This window comes from Allorhizobium pseudoryzae (genome assembly GCF_011046245.1).
Classification (GTDB): domain Bacteria; phylum Pseudomonadota; class Alphaproteobacteria; order Rhizobiales; family Rhizobiaceae; genus Neorhizobium; species Neorhizobium pseudoryzae.
This window is the reverse complement of sequence record NZ_CP049244.1, coordinates 312,941-336,020: the sequence shown is the minus strand read 5'-3', so window position 1 is coordinate 336,020 and position 23,080 is coordinate 312,941. Positions and strand designations below refer to the sequence as shown.

Genomic DNA, 23,080 nt, shown 5'->3' with positions numbered 1-23,080 from the left:
GACACCGCCATATTCGCCGAGGGGAAGGGAGCGGTCCATGCCATCAAGTGGGCTGTCCAACGGTCCCGCTACATGACGCTGGAAACCATCGCCACGATGAGCGATGATCCGCTCATCAACTTGCCAGCAGCAAGCTGACACTCATCCGGCCCTCTGGGATGAGCCGTGGTCGTCTAACCTACACCACGTCCTGGGACACGATCCACCGCCCGAAATCTTGGCAATAGCGCCCGGTCGCCTCCCTCGCGGAGGCGTGGATCGAAACACTCTGACATGAAGGAAGAACGCCATGCCGACCAAGTCGCCTCCCTCGCGGAGGCGTGGATCGAAACTGCGCGGTGATCGGTTTCATGATCTGGTCGCTGGCGTCGCCTCCCTCTCGGAGGCGTGGATCGAAACAGGTCCGTCACCAGCATCGAGCCCTCATGCGCAAGCTCGCCTCGCTCGCGGAGCCGTGGATCATCCGTCCAACAGCGGTCTCCGCCCCAGGTCGGCGAACGCTCGGTTCCATCGTCACAAAATTGTGTTCTTCCATCCACAGCGGCGCGCTCCATCTACCAGGGCGGGAACAGGTCATTTGGCGCACGAGGACAGCGGTTTTGGTCGCATTGATAAAATTTGTCCATGTGGCTTCAATCTGCCTCTGGGCTGCCGGTCTCGTGAGCTTGCCGGGCCTTTATGTCCAGCGCTCAACGGTCGCGAACCGAGATGCCCTCCACCGCCTGCAGAAGATCGTCCGTTTTTCGTATGTGAATGTCATTTCGCCTGCCGCCTTCATCGCGGTCCTCAGCGGCATCGTGCTGATCTTCCTGCGCCAGGTTTATGCCCCTTGGTTCTCCGTCAAGCTGTTGTTCGTTGCGTCACTGGTGATCCTGCACGTCCTGACGGGACTGGTGATTATTCGGATCTTTCGTGAGGGCGAGGGCTATCCGGTCTGGCGGTTTCTAGTGGCGACCATCGTGACGTCCGGGATCGTGGTAACAATTTTCGTCATCGTGCTGGCAAAGCCGGACATCGACGTCGCGGTGGCCGACGGGCTTTTCAAGCCCGGCGGGCTGCGAAGTCTGATCCAGCGCCTCAGTCCTTGGCCGATACCATAAGGCCGACACCATGATCGAAAATCAGCTTTCCCCCATGCCAGCCGGCCATACCGGTCATCACGCAGGTCAAGACCGAGACGAAAAAACCATGCGGCAGGACGTCCGCAGCATGGGTGACGCGCATGCCCCAATTGAGCCCTGCCAGCGCGATCAGCGTGACAGCGGCAATCGCATGCGCCCAGCTCGCAACGCGTCCGCGAATGCCGGCAACCAGGATCAATTCGATCGTGCCGATGAGCCCTGCCGCGAACCCCAGGAAGAAGACGCCGCCGGAACTCCAGAGGCCGACGCGCAACCAGAAAGGGTCCCCACCATACCAGTAGAGACTGTCCACAGCCAGCGTGGCGAAGGCGAGCGCAATCGGGAAGTGCACGGTCATGCCATGCAGAGGATGGCCGGCCACTGCGACGGCGGAACTGGCATCCTTTTGCTCGATCTCGGTAATGACAGGGCTTTCTCGCTCGACGTCGTCTTGCATAGCGGTTCTCCATTTACCCACTCAATTCGTCATGGGGCGCGCCGGTTCCCGAATTGGATGGTCATCGGGCCGATGCTGGCGCTGTCCGGTTGCACCGGCGACCTCTCCGCGCTTCATCCGGCGGGTCCCTCGGCGGCTTCGATCGCGGATCTCTGGTGGGTGATGTTCTGGGCCGCCGTTGGCCTCTTTTCCCTGGTGCTCGGCCTTTTCCTGGCAGCCGTCAGCCTGCCGCACTTCGGGCGCAGCATCTCCGCGCATCACTGGACGATGGCGGGCGGGCTCATCCTGCCCATCCCAATCCTTGCCGGGTTGACCTTCTATGCCTTTGCCCAAGGGGAGTTCCTGCTGGATGGTGCCTCCCGCGACGGCGGCGAGGTCGTGCGCATCAGCGCCGTTGGACGCATGTGGCAGTGGGAATTTTCGTATCCCGATCTCAGCGCAGCCCCACCCACGGCCGTGCTGCACATCCCGGTCAACAAAACGGTAGAAATCACAACGACCAGTCAGGACGTCATCCACAGCTTCTGGGTGCCGCGCCTCGGCGGCAAGATCGACGCCATACCCGGACACGCGAATATCCTGCGCATCCGCGCCGACCAGCCTGGGCGATATGGGGGCGTCTGCTCGGAATATTGCGGCACCGGGCATGCGGGCATGCGCTTTGAGGTGCAGGCTCATACGGAAGAAGATTTTAGACTGGCCATCGGCCGGGGGAGCACGCCGTGAGCCAGACCAACCGGACAAACAGCGAGGCGATTGCGCTGCATCGCCAACTCGAGCACATCTGGGGCACCAAACCCGGCTGGGGGCGCTTGGCCGCCGTCAACCACACGGTCGTCGGCCGTCGCTTCATGCTGACGGCGCTGGTGTTCTTTGCCATTGGCGGCCTGCTTGCCATGCTGATCCGCACCCAGCTCGCCTCATCCAACAGCGCCTTCATGGATGCGGAGACCTATGCTCAGGTCTTCACCATGCACGGGTCGATCATGATGTTCCTGTTCGCCATTCCGTTCTTCGAAGGGATGGCGATCTATCTCCTGCCAAAGCTGCTCGGCACCCGCGATCTCGCTTTCCCCCGCATGGGCGCCTATGGATATTGGTGCTACCTCTTCGGAGGCACCATGCTGATCGCGGCTTTGATCGGCGGCGTCGCCCCCAATAGCGGCTGGTTCATGTACACGCCGCTCTCGTCCGCGGTCTATGCTCCGGGCATCAATTCCGACGTCTGGCTGCTCGGCATTACCTTCGTGGAAATTTCCGCCTTGTCCGCCGCAGTCGAACTGATCGTGTCGATCCTGAAAATCCGCGCGCCAGGCATGTCGATCGACAAGATGCCCATCCTTGCCTGGTACATGTTGGTCGTTGCCACCATGATGCTGGTCGGCTTTCCGCCGCTGATCCTCGGTTCGATCCTGCTTGAGGTGGAGCGCGCCTTCGACCTTCCGTTTTTCGATCCGAACCGGGGCGGCGATCCATTGCTCTGGCAGCATCTGTTCTGGCTGTTCGGCCACCCGGAGGTCTACATCATCTTCCTGCCCGCCGCCGGTGCCATCTCGACGATCCTGCCCGTGCTGTCCGGCACCCCGCTGGCAGGCTACAGGCTGATCATCGCCTCCATCGTGTCGATGGCCTTCCTGTCCTTCGGCCTCTGGGTGCACCACATGTACACGGTCGGCATCCCGCATCTGGCGCTGTCGTTCTTCTCCGCCGCCAGTGCGCTTGTGGCCATACCCACCGCAATCCAGGTCTTCGCGTGGCTTGCCACGATCATTCACGGCCGTCCGCGCTTCTCCATTCCCTTGCTCCACATCTTCGGCTTTTTCTTCGTCTTCGTCATCGGTGGCCTGACCGGGGTGATGCTGGCCATGGTGCCGTTCGACTGGCAGGCGCACGACACGCACTTCGTTGTCGCACATCTTCACTATGTGCTGGTCGGGGGCTTCATCTTTCCCATGCTCGCCATGGCCTATTACTGGATGCCGCACCTGACGGGCAAGCAGCCGGTCCAGCATTTGTCGAACGCTGCGTTCTGGATGATCTTCATCGGCTTCAATACGACATTCTTCATGATGCACCTCACCGGACTGCGCGGCATGCCCCGACGGGTTTTTGTCTATCCGCCGGAATCGGGGTGGGAGACGCTGAACTTTCTGTCCTCTGTTGGCAGCTTTGTCATGGCGATGGGCTTTGCTCTCGTGGCGCTCGATTTTCTGCTGATCTTCCGGTTCGGGCGGGCGTTCCGCCGCAACCCGTGGAAGGCGGGCACCCTCGAATGGGCCATGCCTACGCCGCCGCCCAGCTATAATTTCGCCTCGCTGCCGTATATCGATAATCGCGCCGATCTGCTCGATCCGGAAGCGATAGGCCCACATCTGGCGGCCGGCAAAGGCTATCTCGGTTTCGTGCGGCATGACCGTATGGAGGTGCTCGGTGTCGACAGCATCACCGGCGAGCCGGACCAGGTCGTCATCTTGCCGCGGCAGACCTATCTACCGGTGTGGACGGCGCTCGCGACCGGCTCGTTTTTCCTGCTGATGCTGTTCAAGCTTTACTGGGCGACGCCGTTTGCGCTTGTCGCAATCGTCGCACTCTTTCTGCTGTGGAATCGATCCAGTGCCGCCCTGGAGGGCGGCGACATGCTCGACATCGGGCACGGCAAATCATTGCCGGTCCATGTCAAGGCGGCCTCGCCTCCATCGCATCTGGCTATGGTGCTGACGCTGGTGGCCGATGCGACGCTCTATATATCGCTGCTGTTCGGCTGCATGTTTCTCTGGGTATCGGCACCCAACTGGCCGCCTGCCGATCTGGCGCTGCCGCGGTTTGGCCTCACGTTGGGCGCGGTTGCCGCAATGCTGGCCGTGGCGATGGGAAGCCGCTGGTCCGCGTCTCACCCCGCACCCGGCATGGCGCTGGTGCTTGCTGGGCATCTGACCGCCGGTCTTCTGCTGTTGACGGTTGCCTTTATAGACATGCCAGCACCATCCGGTCACGCCGCCATTGCCTCCATGGTCGTCGTTCTGGTCTACGCGGTGCTTCATCATGGGATTGGCACCGTCTTTGCCGGACACGCCCTATGGTCAACCTTGCATCGCGGGCCGCTCTGCACGCTCACTCTGCGCATCGGGCGGCTCTGGCATGGCTATACGGTACTGGCGGGGCTCGTCGCGCTGGTGTTTCCGTACGTGCTCGACAGCCTTGCGCGAACAGGAGGGGGCTGACGATGCGGCATCCGCTTGTCCTGATCACCGCGACCTTTATCGCATGGTCCCTTGCCTTCCTGGTACTCTACGCCACGCAGGCGACCGGATGCCATATCAGTGCCGAGCGGGCCAATGCGATCACAATGCTGCGGATCGTGCTGTGCGGTCTTGCCATCCTCAGCGTTGCTGGCGTCGTGGCATTGGCGAGATACATGCGTCGCCAGACTTTTGCCGAGGCGTCGGATGCGGATCGCTTTCTGCGAACGGTCGGCAGTCGGGTCTCTATTGCCGCAATCGTGGCGGTCATCTTCTGTTTTGCCGGTGTCTTCTGGCTGACGCCTTGCTGACTTCACAGATCTATCACGCCTTCGTGCCCTTTCCTGATCTGCTTTCCCTCACAGTTACCTCCTGGCGTGCGACAATTGAAGGGGGAGGAGCAGTCATGGCAGACCAAGGCCCAATGCTGCAGCCATCAGAGATTTGCAATGCCGTGTTTTCGGCTTGCGAGGACAAGGCTGAACTGCCATTCGCGAAAATGCTGGTCCTCGGGATACTGGCCGGTCTGTACATCGGCTTCGGAGGCCTGTTTGCCACAGTTGCTCTGGCCGGTGCCGATGCCGTCCCCTTTGGCTTGTCGCAGGTGGTTGCGGGTGTCGTCTTCTCCCTTGGTCTTGCCCTGGTCATCCTTGCCGGCGCTGAACTCTTCACCGGGAACACGCTGATGATCGGGCCGGTGGCCGCGGGCCGTCTCCCGGCTGGCCGTGCCGCACGCGCACTCGCCATTGTCTATCTCTCGAACTTTGTTGGAGCCGCCCTGCTTGCCGTGATTGCTCTGTTGTCAGGTCTTCACGAGGCCGGCGACGGTGCGGTGGGGCGTGCGGCGGTCAATCTCGCCGACACCAAGACGAGCAAGAGCTTCTGGACGGTGCTGGCAAGCGGTGTTCTTGCCAATATGCTCGTCTGCCTCGGTGTCTGGCTTGCCTATGCGGGACAGTCGGTGACGCAAAAGGTCATAGGCCTGATGTTGCCGATCGCCGCCTTCGTCGCCGCCGGCTTCGAGCACTCGATCGCGAACATGTACCTGCTCACCTACGCGTTTCTTGTGCAGAGCACGGTTGAGACGGCGCCGACGCTGCTGGCGGCGAGCGCCATTGGCGCAAACCTCTTGCCCGCAACGATCGGCAACATTCTGGGCGGCGCCCTCATCGCCCTGTCCTATCAGGCCGTCTACGGCCAGCCGAAGCGAGGCTAGTCGTTGCTTCTGCCGCCGTTGAAGCGGGGCAACGTTTCTCTTCCTGCCGGCCGGACCCTCGGTCCGCATGTGCTCATGCTGTCAACCAGCACAATTCGCGTCACATCCGGATTGGCGACTGCCGGACACACGCAACATGATATCCCTTCCAACCGGTCGGCAAGCTTGAGTGACCGGCCGCCGGTTCGAATTCCATCAAGGCATTCCTTATGGTCTGATCAAACTCGTCCCAGACATGCCCCAGCCGAATTATGTATGACCCTTTGAGCCTGTGGTCCTGACACTCTGGAAGGCGCTCTTTTCATTGAGCAGCGGGAGCTTTAGGTCCACATCGCGCTGGAACTGCAGATCGTCGTTCACAACCCGCAGGATCGCATGGTGTATTGCCGTTTTTCTGGCGTTCACCGATTGTGGGCCGGCGCTCTGGCTTGTCTCGTCCCATTCCGGATGGGTGAAGTAGTAGCAGACGGCATAATCAGCGACGACCTCGACATCCACATGACGTACATAACGCAGGTCGTCTGGCTCGCTCCCTGGCTCATTCCCAAAAATGCCGCGTCGCTTCCAGGACAGTGTGTCCGGCGAGCGATAGACCGCCTGCCCGTGCCATTCGTCCACCACCATCCAATACCAGCCTGACAAGTAAAAGACATTCGGCCCTTCATGCGGCGTCGCGTGCGGCTTGCCGGGGATGACCCGTTCAACGACGGTCCAGGCGTAGAGGTCTGGGCTGGTGGCGACCCAGGTGCTGTCGCCATCGGCCTCGTTCTTGTACCACATCCGCCACAGCTTGTCGGGACAAGCAAAGACGCAGGCGTCGATCACCCTGTTGCTGGACAGCGTGATGGGCCCGATCCGCGTCCAGGTCTCTAGATCGAGGCTGGTGAAATGCACGATGCTGCGTGGATGCTGCGCAAGCGTTGAGTCCGGCACGCCCGAAATATAGGTCAGATACATATGGTAAAGTGCGCCGTCATGGATGATCTCCGGCGCCCAATGGGTATTGCGCACCGGATCTCCCGGCGCATCCAGGCCTCGGACGGTTCCATAATACCGCCAGCTTGCTCCGTCATCCTTCGAGATGGCAATGCCGATCGGGGAGCCGTGAATCCAGCGCTTGCCGCCTTCGGCAGCCGGCTGGCGATTGGTGTAGAACAACCACCAGGCGCCTGTTTCAACGTTGCGAATAACCGTCGGATCGGCGGCGCCATCCTGCACGGGGTCACGATAGATCGGCTTGGACATGTCCGGTCTCCTTGCTGGGATGGCCCTCAGGCACCAACTCAATCAAGCAGGCGCATATTGCATTACCGACCGGCCGTCGGGTCGCGTGACGAGCTTGCCCACGCGACCGACGCAGTCCGATGCTGCACTCAGCAGCGCCCTGTCGACCTCCAGCTGGCCGTTTCCGGCATCCGCCGTCGATAGCACGCTGGCTTGCAACAGGCGGGAGTAGGGATGCTCCGGCCTGTCCAATACGGCGCGAGCGTCACCCATTTCGACCACGCAACCGCGCTGCATGATCATGATCCGATTCGAGATATAGTAGGCCGTCGCCAAGTCATGGGTGATGTAGATGACGGAGACGCCGAACTCGTCTCGCAGGCTCTTGAGAAGGTTGACGATGCTCATGCGCAAAGAGGCATCGACCATCGACACGGGTTCGTCTGCGATCAACAGCGCCGGTTTCGGGATGAGTGCCCGGGCGATGGCGACGCGTTGCAGCTGCCCTCCGCTCAGTTCATGCGGAAAACGCCCGCGGACTTCGGCGAGGCTCAAGCCCACCTTCTGCAATGCCTCATCCTTGGCAGCGTCAATCGCTACCGGATCAGATGCCCCCAGAAACGCGCGTGCGGTGCTATCCAGATACCGATCGATCAGCTTGAGCGGATTGAAGGCCTCGAAGGGATTTTGAAACACCGGCTGAACGCTGGCCATGAAACGGTGCCGTTCACTCTCTCCCATGCGGCGGCGTACAGGTTCGCCGCGAAAAAGAATGCTGCCCTCACTCGGATCTTCCAAACCAAGGATCATCCGGGCAAGCGTGGTTTTTCCCGAGCCGGATTCCCCGATGATCGCGAAGATTTCGGGGGTATCTTCTCTGAGGGAAAGGCTGGCGGATTGTACGGCGCGCACCGTCTTGCGGCCGAAGATGCCACCCAGATTGAAGGTCTTCGACACCTCGCGGATTTCAAGATGAGTTGTCATGGAGTAGCCCTGTGTGCTGTTGCCACCGATGCATCGAGCGGCACGACGTCCTTCCATCGCCAACAGGCCGAGCGCTGATGCGGCGCCACCTCGACAAGCGGAGGTACATCGACGCGACAGCGATCGACGGCGAGCGGGCAGCGGGGGTGAAAGCGGCATCCGTCAGGCGGTGTTGCCAGATTGGGTGGTCGCCCCTCAAGTGACGGGCGTGGCGCCGTATCCCCAATGCGCGGCAGGCTGGCGACAAGATGCGCCGTATAGGGATGTTTCGGCGTAAAGAACATCGTGCGTGTCGGTCCTTCTTCCACCAGCCGTCCGGCATAGAAGATGCCGATCCTGTCGGTCACATTGGCATGCACGCTCATGTCATGCGTGACGAAGACGACGGACGCGCCCATCTCGGCCTGAATGTCCCGGATGAGGTGGAGGACTTCCTTCTGCACCACGAGATCGAGCGCCGTTGTCGGCTCGTCGGCAATGATGAACTCAGGATGGCAGATCGTCGCCAAGCCGATCGTCACGCGCTGGCGCATGCCGCCGGACAATTCATGCGGATAGGCGCGAAGAATGTCTGGCGGCAGTTTCAGGCGCAAGAGGTGGTCCAGGACACGACGGTCAAAGCTCTCACGGGGGAGGCTGAGCGGGCGGTAGGCAAAGTCGTGGAAGGTCTGTCCGATCCTGCGAACAGGATTGAGAACGCTCATCGAGCCTTGCATGATGTAACTCAGGCTTTTCCAGCGAACCCGGTCGATCTGCGTCTTATTGGCACTGGCGACGTCGATGGGCCCGGATTTGAAGTTGTAGTTCACCGCGCCCTCAACGACCCGCAAAGGCGGGCGAGCGGCTGCTGCCAAAACCTTGATCAGGCTGGTCTTGCCTGACGAACTCTCGCCAGCGATGCCGTAGACCTCGTTGCGCCCGATCGACAAGGTAACATCGTCGACGGCCCGAACTTCCCTCTGAACGCCAAAATAGTGCATCTGGTAGTAGGCCTTCAGGCCTTTGACCTGCAGAATTGTGTCGCTCATCACTTACACTCCCATCCGGCGCAAACGGCTGCGCGGGTCGATGTACTCGTTGGTGCTGACCGCCAGGAGAAACATGCCCAGGAAGGTGAGGGCCGTCAGGACCACGGGTATGACGATCCACCACCAGACACCAACCACCATGGCCGAATGCGAATTTGCCCAATAAAGGACCGTGCCGATCGTCGGTGTGTTGATGTCCGTCAGGCCAAGGACCGCGAGCGTCACTTCCAGGCCGATCGACCACAGCATGTTGTTCATGAAGGTCGAAAAGACGATCGGCATGACAAACGGAAGGTGCTCTTCGAGCAGGATCTTGCGTGTGCTCATGCCGGCAAACACGGCGTGGCGGGTAAATTCGCGATGTTTCAATCCAAGAGCGACGGATCGGATCAGGCGCGCATCATAGGGCCAGCCGAGACAGGCCATGATGAAGGCAAGGGTGACGGCGTTCATGTCGCTGCGCAGCACGAAATAGAACAGCACGAGCACCGGAAAGATCGGAATGGCGACAAAGATGTCGTTGATGAACATCAGGATGCGGTCGGTCCAGCCACCGATATAGCCGGACAACAGGCCGACGCTGATCGACAGGATGCGGCTGATGACGGCGACCGTGAGACCAAACATAAGGCTGTTGCGAAACGCTTCGGACAGCTGCCAGAACATGTCTTGTCCGCGCGAATTGGTCCCAAACCAGAATTCCGCCGAAGGCGGCTGGTCGGGAATGGTGGTAAAGATCAGGCGCGCATCGACAGGGTTGAAGACACTGAGCATCGCAAAGATGATGATGGAGAGAACCAGCACCAGCCCGATGGCAAATTCGGCATTGTAACGGATGAGGTCGCGCAGCACGGCAAACATCGGGTCACTCCGCTTTCACGCGTGGGTCTATCAGGGGATAGAGCAGGTCGACGATGAAGATGGCGATGCCGACAGCGGCGATCGATATGGTCGAAACGGCAAGGACGAGCGCATAGTCGCCCCCGAAGACCGCATCGATCAGCAGCGAGCCGAGTCCCGGATAGTTGAAGACCTGTTCCGTGATGATCGTACCGGAAAAGACGGCGCCGAGGCTCATGGCCAGTCCGGTGACCTGTGGAATCAGCGCGTTACGGATGACGTAGCCACCCATGATGGTGGAGTTTCGGACGCCGGCAAGTTCGGCATAGGTGACAAAGTCTTCGGTGACGACGGTCGAAACGAGCGCCCGCATGCCGAGGAACCAGCTTCCAAAGCCGACGAGCACCAGCGAGGCGGCCGGCAGGATCGCATGCATGAGAACGGATTGAACGAAGCTCAGCGTAAAGCCGGGCGCGACATCCATCGCGTAGCCACCGGAAATCGGCAGGACCGGCCAAACAAAGCCGAACAGGATCAGCAGTACAAAGGCGACGACGTAATACGGAATGGGTTGCAGGACGACGGCCACGACGCCAAATGCCTTGAGAGCGATGTTGTCTTGGAAATATCCGGCCATCGCACCCATCAGATTGCCGATTGCAAAGGTGATCATGGTGGACACGAGAAGCAGCACGACCGTCCAGGGCAGGGCTTGCATCACAAGTGTCATGGCTGGCGTGGGAAAGGCGATCAGAGAGGGGCCGAGATCCCCCGCGGCAAGCTTCTGCCAAAAGGTCAGATACTGTTGCAGCAGCGGCCTGTCGGTGCCGTACAAGTCGGTCAGAACCCGTCGCATCTCTTCTATGGCGTCCGGGCTGAAGCTGGATTGGTTCATGATGCGGCCCAGCGCGGTTTCAACCGGGCTGATTGGCGAGAGATGGGTGATGAAGAACGTGGCCGACACGCCAAAAAAGATCACCGCGACCAGAAGCACCGCTCGTTTGGCGACGAACCAGAAATACGATTTCATGCGATTCCCTTTGCGGCTGGTATCCGCGGTCAAAGACCGCGCAGCAGTTGCGCAGAGCATCGAGAGGCAGAGCGTGCCTCCCGATTTCTTGTCTTTTCACGTCTGTGGCGTCACTTGGCAGAGCGGATCTGCGTCAGGATGTACCGGCTGTTGCCCCAGTTCGTGACCGGGTTTGCATAGGGTTTCTGCGCGTTCGGCCAGCCGGTCCAGTAGCGGTTCGATTGTACCGAGAAGACGTTGAAGGACATGATCGGGATGACCGGCATCTCATCGATATAGTACTTCACATAGTCATGGCCGAGTTCGAGGCTGCGCGGATCGTTGAATCCAGTGCCACGGATCTTTTCGATGATCTGGTCCTGTTGCGGCGCGCTGTAGCGCATGAGGTTGCGCGGCGCCTGCGGTTTGCCTTGAGCCGCGACGTACTGCGAATGGTAGCTGTCGAGGAAGAAACTCAGATCCGGGTGACCGCCGAAGGTTTCGATCGCCCAGCGTACCGATGCGACATAGTCTCCGGCCGTCAGGCGTTCCCGGATGTCGGGGGCAGCTTCGGGCGTGACCTCGATCCCGTTCTGGCTCCAGGCCTGGGCGATGACGGTGCCAAGCCGGTTGACGACGCCATCTGGCGGCACCATCAGGTTGAAGCGGAACGGCTTTCCGTCCGGCAGCATCCATTGCCGGCCGCTTTTCGTACATCCGGCAGCAAGCAGCAGTTCTTCGGCGGCAGCCACATCCTGTTTCCACCAACCATAACCGAAGGCATTGCGCACGGCGACTGGGTCTGTCGGAACGGCCGCGCCGAATTGCCGCCGGACCATGTCGGCGATCTGCATCCCGATGTCCGGATCGTAGACCTTCACCTTCCGTTTGCCGGTGTCGACTTCGTAATTGGTCAGGTAATCCTGCAGTTTCATATGGTAGTCGCGCGGATGGGTTCCCGTGGGCGGCACGGCGATCGCTGACAGTGTTGCTGCGCCGCGATAGCTCGCCATGCTCATCGCCCGGGCATCGAGCATCAAGGCAAGCGCCCAGCGGATGCGCTTGTCACCAAACAAAGATGCGCCGGACTGGTGATTGAACAGGACATGGATGAGCGTCGGGTCGGGATGGGCGTAGGGAAAGCTCGGGAACCAGCCCTGTGTCGTCGGATCCTGCTGCACGATCGAGAAGGCGCCCTCGGGCGTCAGGTCGTGGATCATATCCAGATTGCCGTTGCGCATCTCGATCAGCCGGTTGTCGATCGAGATGTTGTTGCGGTAGATCGCATGTTGCGGCTTCGGTTCACCGACGAGGCCCATCGGCGTCTTGTCCCAGTCGGGCCGCTTGTCCCAGATGAACCAGGTCCCGTTGGGATCAAAACTGTTCAAGGTGTAGGCGCCGAGCCCGACTGGCGGGTTGAAGGCGAAAGTCAGCGGATCCTTGACTGTTTCGAAGACGTGCTTCGGCATGATCCAGCAGGCATTCCAGCGCACCGAAAATAGCGTATGGAACCGCGAGTTCGGTTTCTTCAAGTTGAAGATGACCGTCTTTTCGTCCGGCGTTTCGATGGACTGGACCTGGTTTGCAAAAGTGCTCGACCAGATCATGCCCGGCGTGCGCATCTGCAGATCGACGGTAAAGGCGACATCGGCGGATGTGAAGGGTTTGCCGTCGCTCCACAGCATTCCTTCGCGCAGCGGGGCAGTCATCTTGGTGAAATCGTCGTTATACTGCCAAGGACCGGAGGCGAGCGAATTGTAGATGCCGTTCTGCGAGGCGCCTTCGATGCCGGCATCCGGATCGATGTACCAAAGCGTATCCAGCGCCAGTTGCTGAAGGCCAGTCGATTGGCCGCCGCCACCGTTCACCCAGATGTTGAACCAGCCGGGATTGCGGATCACGCCTTCCGGATTTTGGATGATGATGGTCTTGTCTCGTGGAAAACGGGCCAGATCCGGTGCGGATGCCTGTTGGGCACCGGCAAAACGACCGCCGGCCATAAAGACCGCGCCCAGCGCAGTCGTCTGCAGAAATCGACGTCTGTTCATTGTTTCCTCCCGGTTTATGGGAGTTGACCCGCTCCCTCAGGCCAATTTCCCATCTGAATGATAATCAGGATGCCCTAGCTGTCAACGAATTACATGATGTACATCGAAGATCGTGATATATGAAAGAATGCGTCTTGCCTGCGTCCAATGGCCGTCTGTCAGACCTTTACCCGCACCATCTGGTAGGAATACGGGGGTAGCTCGATCGTCAGTGTCCCTTCGGTCAGGGCTGCACCCTTGCCGTCGCGCGGCGCGACTTCCTGCTGGCTAGTTGCCGTATTGACGGCCTCCAAGTTGCTATGCGTCATCACCTTGTGCTCAAGGATGGTGCCTTGCGTGAATCCCTGCAGGGCGACTTCGGTTCGGATGGTTTCAACTGAATGCCGGTTGATCAGGAAGAATGTGACGATGCCTGTGGCCTCGTTATGGACGCCCGCAATGTCGAGATAGGGTGTATGATCGGCATGGACGCTTTCATAGCCGGGCGACTTCACCTGAAGTTGCAGCGCGGTCCCTCGGCCATGGATCGATGCGTAGTAGTACGGATAATAGATCGTCTGCGCCCAGGCCGGGCCGCCCCGTTCGGTCATGATCGGCGCAATCACATTCACCAGCTGCGCGATGCAAGCGATCTTGACCACGTCGGATCGGCGTATGAACGTGTTCAACGCGAGGCCAACCATCAGAACGTCTTCGAAATTATAGATGTCCTCCAACAGAGCTGGCGCGTGCGGCCAGCCCTGGTGACCGTCGCGAATGGCACGGTCCTGCTGGTTCGAGTGATACCAGACGTTCCATTCATCGAAGGAGATGAAGACCTTGTGCCGCGACTTCTTTTTCGACTGGACGTAGCGGATCGTTGCCGCAATCGTATCGATGTAGCGGTCGAGTTTTTCGCTTAGCGCTAGGTAATTTGCGGTGTTTTTCTCATAGTTGCGGAAGTACATGTGCAGGCTGATGTGGTCGATGTGCTCAAATGTATGCTCAAGCACGATCCGCTCCCAGTCGGGATAGGTGACCATATCGGAATTCGAGGAGCCGCAGGCGACCAGTTCCAGGGACTTGTCGAACATGCGCATCGCACGCGCGGTGTTCGCGGCCAGTTTCCCATATTCGTGCGCGTCCTTGTGGCCGACCTGCCAGGGTCCGTCCATCTCGTTGCCGAGGCACCACAGTTTAACGTTCCAGGGATCCTTCCGGCCGTTCTTGATCCGCAGATCGGACCAGTACGAGCCGCCCGGATGGTTGCAGTATTCCAGAAAGTTCCGGGCCTCATCGACGCCGCGCGAGCCGAGGTTGACGGCCAGCATCATGTCCGTGCCGACCGTTGCGCACCAATCAGCAAACTCGTGGATCCCGACGGCATTGCTTTCAGAGGTGTGCCACGCAAGGTCCAGACGCACCGGACGCTGGTCGCGGGGACCGATCCCATCTTCCCAGTTGTAGGCCGAGACGAAGTTCCCGCCCGGGTACCGGACGAACGGCACGTTCAGGCGCTTCACAAGCTCAATGACATCGCCGCGCATCCCGTTGGCGTCTGCAGTGGGGTGCTCGGGTTCATAGATTCCCTCGTAGATGGCGCGGCCAAGATGTTCGAGGAAGGCTCCATAAACACGATCATCAATCTCGGATATCGTGTAATCCTTGTTCGCAATGACGCTCGCCTGCATGGTGTTCTCCTCGAAATCCGATTATGTGATGTGCATCACGATTTCGGTTATAATTCGAATGCTGATGAAAATGCAAGCTGGCGTGCGCAAAAATTGCACACGTCAGCTTCGCCCAAGGAGGGATCGTCGCGCTAATGATAAGAGATGACGTACTCAGGTCGCCGTGTAGAGGCGCAGGATGATGTCCTGGTCGTAATTGCCGAACCCGCGACCGAAAATATTGATACCACCCGGATGTTTTGCGTCAGGTTTGACCGCGATCCGAACCCGAAGCGAATGATGGTTTGAAAGATCCAAGTCTATCAGGGAAACGGGTGAAATTTTCATGCCATCCACGAAGGTTCCGTCCTTCGTCACGCGCCAGTTCTTCAATTTACCGTATTGGCTTCCCTTCAGCTTCCACCAGCTGGGCGTATAGACCCCGCGCTTGTCGCCGAAATCGCCGGTGGTCATCCACGTGCCGATCTCGATCCCATTGATCGAGATCGTGATATCACTCGGCCAGTCGGCTGAGGTGCCGGGGACCTCCGAGCTGAGCTCGAGCGAGATTTCTACTGCTTCGACGGTATGTTGGGAAAGCCGCGCGTTATTCGGGAACTTGTATTCGAGATAGCCTTGCGTAAACCAAACCAGCCCGGCCTTCATCCGGTCTGGCTCCAGGAATGTGTCCGGCACATCCAGCATGCCGATGATGCCATCCACAGAACAGATCCCGCAGGGTGCCGAGACTTCGCAACTGGTGTAAAGACCAAGGGGCATGGCAACCTCGATCATTGGAGACCGTAGCGGCGCGATGTCGTCATCAAACATCACCAGCACCTCATCAAAGGTCGAGTGACAGATCTTCTGATTGCCTTTTCGGGCTTTCTGGGTATCGGTTCGTATCAATCCCGCGGCTTCGAGAATTTGAAGATTGGTGGAAACCGTGGATTGCGGTAGTTCGAGTTTGTCAGCAATATCGCTGCCATTCATTGCGGATTGCGTGCGCAACAGCTTGAGAATCTGGATTCTGATCGGAGAGGCCAAGGCTTTCAAAACGTCGAGGCGCTGCTCGGGATCCACTACAAGAAAATTGCGACTCATCGTCTCCTGCCGGTTAAGTAGCTACGAGTCTTGCATATCAAAGTTTTGGGTACATTCAATCCTTCGTATCCGTCCCATCGATGTCGCTTGGCACCTGATGGCAAGGCAATGTCTTTTGGCGGGAGCGGGATGATGTGGCCCCGGGTCCGTGCTCCTGAACAAGTCGATCGCGGTCGGCTGTGAGCGCCTCCGCGCGTGCGGGCCGTGACGCCTTGTCTTTTAGGTGGCGGCAAGTTCACGGGCAAAGAAACTGGCGCATCTTGGATCTCCGACATAGGCCACATTCAGTCGAAGGTGTCCGCGGTCTCCCGGATTGCGATCGATCTCGAATACCGATCCGGGAGCGAGGAAGATGCTCTCGCGCGCCGCGCGCCGGGTCAACTCTATGTCGTCGAGTCCCTCGGGCAGTTCGATCCAGAGATAATAGCCATCGACTTCCTCGATCCAGGGGGTGAGGCCAAGTTTGCGCAGGGTGCGGACTGCGGCGAGTTGCGCATCTCTGATCCGCCCATTCAGGCGCTTGAGGTGATGGCGATAATGGCCGTCGTTCAGCACTGTGTGGACGATACGTTCGACATAGCCGGACGAATTGACGATCGTCAGCATTTTCATGTTGACGAGGTGATTGATGATATCCGCTGAGGCCGCGACGTAGCCGACGCGAAGGCTGGCCGACAGGATTTTGGCAAAGGTGCCAACATAGATGACGCGGCGTAGCTGATCGAGTGCTGCAAGCCGGGCAGCACTTGCTGGCATGAGATCGCCGAATGCATCGTCCTCCACGATCATGAAATCCAGGCGCTCTGCGATTCTGAGTATGTCGTGTGCCCGCCCAAGCGTCAGCGAGCTGCCGGTCGGATTGTGTGCCAGCGACTGTGTAAAGAAGAAACGGGCGCCGCTCGCTTGTGCCTTTGCTGCAAGATCGTCGGGATCTGGGCCGTTTCGGCCGCGACGAACGCCGACAAGACGCGTACCGGCAAGCTTCAATTTGGCAAAAAGTGGATAATATCCAGGGCTGTCGGTTAAGACGGCATCGCCCGGGCGCAGATACTGCCGGATGATCAGGTCAAAGGCGTGATTGGCGCCGAGGGTGAGGAGGATGTTCTGCGGCCGAACGGCAATGGAGCGTTCGTCCAGGGTCCGTGACAGTGTTTCGCGCAGCGGCAGATAGCCAATGGGACTTTCATAAGCGTGCTCGAACAACCCCCTTTGTCCGCTCGCGATATTGCGCAAATGGCTCTTGAGGACGGAGCCTTCCACCCATTCCGCCGGCGGACGTCCTTCGCCAAGGCGCGTGGTGAAGCTGTGGTCCAGTTGTTCCCGCAGCAGTGTCGCAATATCGACCGCCTCGGCCTGTCGGGCGGTGACGGGATCTTGCGAGCGGGGGCGGATTCCTGTCACATAATAACCCGCTCCGTGCCGCGGCTCCACATAGCCCCGCGCCACCAGCCGGTCATAGGCCTCGACCACCGTATTCTTCGAGACGCCATACGCATCGGCCGCCGCCCGCAACGATCTGAGTTTCGTGCCCTTAGGAAGGACACCCTCATCGATAGACAGGGCAATCCGAGCGGCGATCTGATCGGTCTTGCTATCTTCCGCTGACATCGCGCGACTGTCTCCTTAGTTCGACAGGTACAGTTTGCCGTTACCAGCCCTGACTGTACCTTGTGGTGATGGTACAATACGACCAAAGTTAAGGAAAGACGGATGCGCATATCAGAAGATGTGCAGCCGAAAATGCTTTGGGAGGATGACAGTGAAAGTGCAGTCGGGCGTCGCAAACTCGCGTCTGGAAGGTTTCCGCAATCTCACCCCGCAGCAACGCTGGCAGCAAGTCGTCGAGGCTGTCGGCCTTGACGAAAGCGAGGCAGCATTGCTCGCCAAGCCCGGGGCTCTGCCGATCGAGACGGCTGACGGCATGATCGAGAATGTCATCGGCACGTTCGAACTGCCCATGGGTGTTGCTGCCAACTTCACCATCAACGGCCGCGACTACATCATCCCGATGGCGGTCGAGGAGCCCTCCATCGTTGCCGCCGCCTCATACATGGCCCGGATCGTGCGTGGCTGCGGCGGTTTCGAGGCGTCCGTAACGGATCCTCTCATGCGTGCCCAAGTGCAGTTGATCGATCTGTCGGATCCCTACGGTGCTCGACTCAAGATCCTGTCCGAGCGCACGCGCATCATCGCGGCCGCCAATGCCTGCGACAAGGTTTTAGTGGAACTCGGTGGCGGCTGCCGCGACATCGAGGTTCATGTATTTCCGGACACGCCAGGCGGCGCAATGGCGGTGATGCACTTGATCGTCGACGTGCGCGACGCCATGGGTGCCAATACAGTCAACACCATGGCCGAACGGGTCGCACCTCTGGTCGCGGAACTGACCGGGGGTACCGTCAGGCTGCGGATCCTGTCGAACCTCGCCGATCTCCGGCTGGCCCGGGCACGTATTGCGGTCACACCGGAAGCATTGGCCACGAAGGACATCTCCGGCGAAGAGATGATCGACCGCATGGTTGCCGCCTACCAGTTTGCGGCCATCGATCCGTATCGGGCCGCGACCCACAACAAGGGCATCATGAATGGTATCGATCCCCTGATCGTGGCGACCGGCAACGACTGGCGGGCAATCGAAGCCGGTGCCCATGTGTGGGCCGTCCGCAAGGGCCACTACACTTCGCTGACAACCTGGGAGAAGGACAAGTCCGGACGTCTCGTCGGGACGCTGGAACTGCCGATGGCAGTCGGTATCGTCGGCGGTGCGACGAAGACCCATCCGTTGGCCAAGCTGGCGTTGAAGATCTTGAACATCAGCACGGCGGCGGAACTTGCCCAACTCTGCGTGGCGCTGGGCCTCGCACAGAACATGGCAGCGATGCGTGCGCTCGCGACCGAAGGCATCCAGCGCGGTCACATGGCGCTGCATGCCCGCAACATTGCGATCGTGGCTGGCGCCGTCGGCGAGGAAATCGAGGCAGTGGCCAAGCAGCTTGCAGCAGCCCACGATGTCCGCGTAGAGCGGGCTCGCGATCTGCTGGCAACGCTGCGCAACGGATGACCGTGGCGGAGCGAGGGACGGGATCCGTGAGGTCTGTGCCGGTATCCGGCAAAGGGAGGAATGCCCCCAGGGGCAATGAATTTTCCAAGGGAGGAACACATGACAAAGATCAACATATCACGCCGTTCGCTGCTGCAGTTCACCGCCGGCGGTATCGCCGTGGTGGGGGCGTCGAAGCTGGCAACGCCTGCGATCGCGCAGAGCAGCAAAGTGTCCTGGCGCATGCAATCGCTCTGGGACGGCGGTACCACGCCGCAGAAATACGAGGAAATGTTCGTCAAGAAGGTTGCCGAAAAGACCGGCGGTGCCTTTGAACTGAAGCTGTTCTCCGCCGGCCAGATCGTTCCGCCGGCGCAATCTTTCGACGCCGTGCGCGGTGGTGCCTTCCAGTTGATGAAAACCTTTGACGGCTATACCGCCGGCAAGATCCCGGCGCATGCCTTCACCAGCACCATTCCTTTCGGCTACAAGAAATCGGAGGACTATGCGGCCTGGTTCTATGAACTCGGCGGTTTGGATATGGCGCGTGAATCCTATGCGCCAGCGGGTCTCCACTACATCGCTCCCACGATCTACGATCAGGAGCCCATCCATTCCAAGGTGGAAATCAAGACGATCGCCGATTTCAACGGCAAGAAGGGCCGCTTCACCGGTCTCGCCTCGACCGTGATGGGTGCGTTTGGGGTAGCGGTCACGCCGTTGCCGACGGCTGAGGTCTATTCAGCGCTCGACAAGGGCCTGATCGACATTGCCGATCGGGGTGACCTTCAGGCCAACCTTGATGCAGGGCTTGCCGAAGTCGCCAAGTTCATCATCCTGCCGGGCGTGCACCAGCCGACGACCGCCACCTCCTATGTTGCCAACAAGGCTGCGTTCGATAGCTTGCCGGATGACTTCAAGGCCGCGCTTGCGGATGCCGCTAAGGATATCTCGGACGAATATCAGGCCAACAAGACCAAGACGGATGCAAGCGCGCTTGCAGCTTTCAAGGAAAAGGGCGTCACCGTAATCGAACTCGACGAAGCCGACGTGACCGCAAATCGTGCCAAGGCGGCAGAGGCATGGCGGGCCGCCGCCAAGAGCGATGCGCTTGCCAACAAGATCCTCGACAGCCAGATTGCGCAGATGAAGAAGCTGGGGCTTCTCGCCTGATCTTTCCCGGACGCGCCATCCGCGGCGCGTCCCCTTATCCTTCCAGCCGTCGAGCAATCATGCCCAAACCGGTCCAAATCCTCTACGACGCGGTCACCGCGCTCAATAGGTTCATCTTCCGGGCAGCCAGCCTGCTGATGTTCATCATCGTGCCGGTCATGCTGTTTGCCGTCATTTCACGCTACGTGTTCAACTCACCCTCATCCTGGGCGATGGAGACGGCCACATTGATTTTTGGCCCCTATTTCCTGCTGGCGGGGCCGCACCTCCTGCACGAGCGTGGCCATGTCAGCCTCGACCTCGTTCAGCACGCGGCAGGACCGAGGGTCCGCCGGCTGCTGGAGCTTCTCAATTATCCCATCATCATCGCCTTTTGCGTAATCCTGCTGTTGTATGCCATCCCCTTCGCCCTCCAGGCCTGGCAATACGGCGAAACGTCCTATTCGTCGTGGAACCCGCCCATCTGGCCGGTGAAGCTCTTCATCCCGCTGTCTCTCGTGCTGCTCGGATTGCAGGCCGCAGTCGAATGGATCCGCGTGCTGTTCGATCCTTCCGCCGTCACCGGGGCGCAATCCGATCACGGGATCGCAAGCTGATGTCGCCGACAGAAATTCTCATCATCATGTTCGGGGGCCTGAGCCTCTTCCTTCTCGCAGGCCTTCCGGTCGCCTTCGTGCTCGGTGGTCTCTCGGTCATCTTCACGGTCGCATTCTGGGATTCGAGCGCGCTTGTCGTCCTCGTCCTGCAGATGTTCGACACCATGCAGTCGGAAGCACTTCTCGGCATTCCGCTCTATATCTTCATGGCCATGCTGCTGCAGCGCTCGGACGTAATCCGCGATCTCTACACTGCGATGGAGCTCTGGTTCGGCCGGGTTCGCGGCGGTCTTGCGATTGGCACTGTGGTCATCTGCCTTGTCATGGCTGCCATGACCGGCGTGGTCGGTGCCGCCGTCACCGCCATGGGAATCCTCGCGCTGCCGGAGATGCTGAAACGCGGTTATGATCCAAGGCTCGCCACAGGCACGATCTGCGCATCCGGCACGCTCGGCATCCTCATTCCGCCATCGGTGCTGACGATCGTCTATTCGGTTACCGCCCAGGTTTCGATCGGCAAGATGCTGATTGCCGGCATTGTCCCGGGTGTGCTCCTTGGTCTGCTCTATATCGGCTACATTCTCATCATAGGCTACTTCCGACCCGAGATGATCCCGGCGCGCGAGGACACTCGCAAGGCCAGCTGGGGAGAGAAGTTTTCAGCCCTGAAAACCCTTATCCTTCCGACGATGATCATCGTCATGGTCCTCGGATCGATTTTCTTCGGCGTGGCCACCCCGACGGAAGCTGCCGCCGTCGGCGTCCTTGGTGCCGCGATCGCGGCCGTCCTGCGCGGCAACCTCAGCCGAGGCATGCTCTATGACTGCGCGACCGGCACTCTCAAGACGACCGGCATGATCCTCTGGATCACCCTGGGCGCCAAAGCCTATGTGGCGATCTTCACCGGACTTGGCGGCGCGGACACGCTGTTCCAACTGCTCGAAGGACTTGATGCCAATCCCTATGTCGTGCTGGCGCTGATGATGCTGATCCTCATCTTCCTGGGCACCGTGCTGGACGAAATCGGCATCATCCTGCTGACCGTCCCGGTCTTCCTGCCTGTGGTCCAGTTCTACGGCTTCGACCAGATCTGGTTCGGCGTTTTGTTCGCACTGACGATCCAGATGGGCTATATCAGCCCACCCTTCGGCTACACCCTGTTCTACATCAAGGGAACACTGCCGAAAAATATCACCATGGCCACGGTGTATCGGGGTATTCTGCCCTTCTTCCTGCTGCAGGTCGTTGGTCTTTTGATCTGCGTCGCTCTGCCGGATCTTGTCACGTGGCTTCCGGAGCATATGCGGTGAGCAACGGCAGCACGATTGAAGACAACAAGGTCACGATCGTCGAGGTCGGGCCTCGTGACGGGCTTCAAAATCAGAAGGGTTTCGTCGATACGACCCTCAAAATCAGGCTCATTGATCTGCTGAGCGAATGCGGTTTCCGACGGATCGAGGCGACCAGTTTCGTCTCGCCGCGCTGGGTGCCGCAGATGGCCGATGCGGCCGATGTCATGCAGGGCATCAACCGCCTTCCGGACATCGTCTATTCAGTCCTCACTCCCAACCTCAAGGGTGTGGAGATGGCGGTTGCCACGCACGCCGACGAGGTTGCTATCTTTGCCTCCGCGTCCGAAAGCTTCAGTCGGAAGAACATCAATTGTTCGATCGCCGAAAGCCTGGAACGCTTCCGTCCGGTCATGGAGGCTGCGAGGGCGGCCGCCATTCCTGTCAGGGGCTACGTCTCCTGCGTGATCGAATGCCCCTACGAAGGACCCGTTGCCACAGGTGCAGTGGCAAGGGTGACGAGCGATCTGCTGCAACTCGGCTGCCACGAGGTGAGCCTTGGCGATACTATCGGCAGGGGACGGCCGGAAACCGTCGCCGCCATGCTGGACGCAGTTCTCGGCGTCTCCCCTGCGTCACGCCTTGCAGGCCACTATCACGACACCAATGGACGCGCGTGCGAGAGCATTGAGGTGAGCCTGGAAAAAGGGCTTCGGGTGTTCGACAGTGCCATCGCCGGGCTTGGCGGTTGCCCATATGCGCCAGGGGCGGAAGGAAATGTGGACACGATCAAAGTCGATACTCTGCTACGGCAGAGAGGCTTTGCCACTGGCCTCGATCGCGCGAAGCTTGAGACAGCAGCCACTTTGGCAAGGTCGCTGAAAACGAGCGGTGACAGCCTCTCGTAAATGCCGGCAATCGTGGCAGCAACCTGCCCATTGAGGTGGGGCGGTGGGGCGATCAAGGCTGTTCCTGTCTAGTATGGGCCAACCGATGCCGGGCGCAGACATCGTTCATCCCGCTCCGGATGCTCGGCACTCCAACCCATGCTGTGATGGCGCTG

The 23,080-nt window shown here is 59.8% G+C and carries 20 protein-coding genes; 10 read left to right on the top strand and 10 right to left on the bottom strand.

From position 1 onward, the window contains the following. Positions 1–425: 425 nt before the first annotated feature. Entirely contained in the window at positions 426–1,100 is a 675-nt protein-coding gene (locus G6N78_RS20510) for a CopD family protein (protein WP_441398024.1), read from the top strand. Here G6N78_RS20510 and G6N78_RS20505 read toward each other — a convergent pair. After that, positions 1,078–1,578: a DUF2231 domain-containing protein gene (locus tag G6N78_RS20505; protein ID WP_165223217.1), complete on the bottom strand. Its 501-nt coding sequence runs from the start codon at positions 1,576–1,578 to the stop codon at positions 1,078–1,080. The genes G6N78_RS20510 and G6N78_RS20505 overlap by 23 nt on opposite strands. 72 nt (positions 1,579–1,650) lie before the next feature. Here G6N78_RS20505 and coxB point away from each other — a divergent pair, with 72 nt between their 5' ends. From coxB to G6N78_RS20485, 4 genes are all read left to right on the top strand, one after another. Next, positions 1,651–2,304, top strand: a complete 654-nt coding sequence (gene coxB / locus G6N78_RS20500) for a cytochrome c oxidase subunit II (protein ID WP_234906061.1) — start codon at positions 1,651–1,653, stop codon at positions 2,302–2,304. Next, a complete protein-coding gene (ctaD, locus tag G6N78_RS20495) occupies positions 2,301–4,799 on the top strand; it encodes a cytochrome c oxidase subunit I (protein WP_165223211.1) in 2,499 nt (832 codons plus the stop codon). Before coxB ends, ctaD begins: the two co-directional genes overlap by 4 nt. Before the next feature lie 2 nt (positions 4,800–4,801). Further along, on the top strand, positions 4,802–5,128 hold the full coding sequence (locus G6N78_RS20490) for a hypothetical protein (protein WP_165223208.1): 327 nt from the start codon (positions 4,802–4,804) through the stop codon (positions 5,126–5,128). Between the two features lie 95 nt (positions 5,129–5,223). After that, the gene (locus G6N78_RS20485; RefSeq protein ID WP_165223205.1) at positions 5,224–6,033 is read left to right on the top strand and encodes a formate/nitrite transporter family protein; all 810 of its coding nucleotides are present in this window, start codon (positions 5,224–5,226) and stop codon (positions 6,031–6,033) included. Between the two features lie 249 nt (positions 6,034–6,282). On the opposite strand, the gene G6N78_RS20480 is transcribed toward G6N78_RS20485, so the two are convergent. The 9 genes from G6N78_RS20480 to G6N78_RS20440 form a co-directional block, all read right to left on the bottom strand. Next, positions 6,283–7,278 carry a family 43 glycosylhydrolase gene (locus tag G6N78_RS20480; protein WP_234906060.1) on the bottom strand — a complete coding sequence of 332 codons (996 nt, stop codon included), beginning with the start codon at positions 7,276–7,278 and terminating at the stop codon, positions 6,283–6,285. A gap of 42 nt (positions 7,279–7,320) precedes the next feature. Continuing rightward, a complete protein-coding gene (locus G6N78_RS20475) occupies positions 7,321–8,241 on the bottom strand; it encodes an ABC transporter ATP-binding protein (protein ID WP_165225297.1) in 921 nt (306 codons plus the stop codon). After that, a complete protein-coding gene (locus G6N78_RS20470) occupies positions 8,238–9,269 on the bottom strand; it encodes an ABC transporter ATP-binding protein (RefSeq protein WP_165223202.1) in 1,032 nt (343 codons plus the stop codon). Before G6N78_RS20470 ends, G6N78_RS20475 begins: the two co-directional genes overlap by 4 nt. 3 nt (positions 9,270–9,272) lie before the next feature. Continuing rightward, a complete protein-coding gene (locus G6N78_RS20465) occupies positions 9,273–10,130 on the bottom strand; it encodes an ABC transporter permease (RefSeq protein ID WP_165223199.1) in 858 nt (285 codons plus the stop codon). 4 nt (positions 10,131–10,134) lie between these two features. Then, entirely contained in the window at positions 10,135–11,139 is a 1,005-nt protein-coding gene (locus tag G6N78_RS20460; RefSeq protein ID WP_165223197.1) for an ABC transporter permease, read from the bottom strand. A 110-nt stretch (positions 11,140–11,249) separates the two neighbouring features. Next, the gene (locus tag G6N78_RS20455) at positions 11,250–13,166 is read right to left on the bottom strand and encodes an ABC transporter substrate-binding protein (protein ID WP_234906059.1); all 1,917 of its coding nucleotides are present in this window, start codon (positions 13,164–13,166) and stop codon (positions 11,250–11,252) included. A 158-nt stretch (positions 13,167–13,324) separates the two neighbouring features. Further along, the gene (arfA, locus tag G6N78_RS20450) at positions 13,325–14,836 is read right to left on the bottom strand and encodes an arabinosylfuranosidase ArfA (protein WP_165223195.1); all 1,512 of its coding nucleotides are present in this window, start codon (positions 14,834–14,836) and stop codon (positions 13,325–13,327) included. Between the two features lie 153 nt (positions 14,837–14,989). After that, positions 14,990–15,919: an ArsR/SmtB family transcription factor gene (locus tag G6N78_RS20445; protein ID WP_165223193.1), complete on the bottom strand. Its 930-nt coding sequence runs from the start codon at positions 15,917–15,919 to the stop codon at positions 14,990–14,992. A gap of 219 nt (positions 15,920–16,138) precedes the next feature. Then, entirely contained in the window at positions 16,139–17,527 is a 1,389-nt protein-coding gene (locus G6N78_RS20440; RefSeq protein ID WP_165223192.1) for an aminotransferase-like domain-containing protein, read from the bottom strand. A 145-nt stretch (positions 17,528–17,672) separates the two neighbouring features. On the opposite strand from G6N78_RS20440, the gene G6N78_RS20435 reads away from it, so the two are divergent. The 5 genes from G6N78_RS20435 (at position 17,673) to G6N78_RS20415 (ending at position 22,925) form a co-directional block, all read left to right on the top strand. Continuing rightward, positions 17,673–18,980, top strand: coding sequence for a hydroxymethylglutaryl-CoA reductase, degradative (locus G6N78_RS20435; RefSeq protein WP_165223191.1), 1,308 nt, complete (start codon positions 17,673–17,675; stop codon positions 18,978–18,980). A 99-nt stretch (positions 18,981–19,079) separates the two neighbouring features. Then, positions 19,080–20,132 (top strand): TRAP transporter substrate-binding protein DctP, encoded by a 1,053-nt coding sequence (gene dctP, locus G6N78_RS20430; RefSeq protein WP_165223190.1) that lies wholly within the window; start codon positions 19,080–19,082, stop codon positions 20,130–20,132. 59 nt (positions 20,133–20,191) lie between these two features. Further along, entirely contained in the window at positions 20,192–20,728 is a 537-nt protein-coding gene (locus G6N78_RS20425) for a TRAP transporter small permease subunit (RefSeq protein ID WP_165223189.1), read from the top strand. Continuing rightward, positions 20,728–22,038: a TRAP transporter large permease gene (locus G6N78_RS20420; protein WP_165223188.1), complete on the top strand. Its 1,311-nt coding sequence runs from the start codon at positions 20,728–20,730 to the stop codon at positions 22,036–22,038. The genes G6N78_RS20425 and G6N78_RS20420 overlap by 1 nt, the downstream gene beginning before the upstream one ends. Beyond that, positions 22,035–22,925 carry a hydroxymethylglutaryl-CoA lyase gene (locus tag G6N78_RS20415; protein WP_165223187.1) on the top strand — a complete coding sequence of 297 codons (891 nt, stop codon included), beginning with the start codon at positions 22,035–22,037 and terminating at the stop codon, positions 22,923–22,925. The genes G6N78_RS20420 and G6N78_RS20415 overlap by 4 nt, the downstream gene beginning before the upstream one ends. The last annotated feature ends 155 nt before the right edge of the window (positions 22,926–23,080 follow it).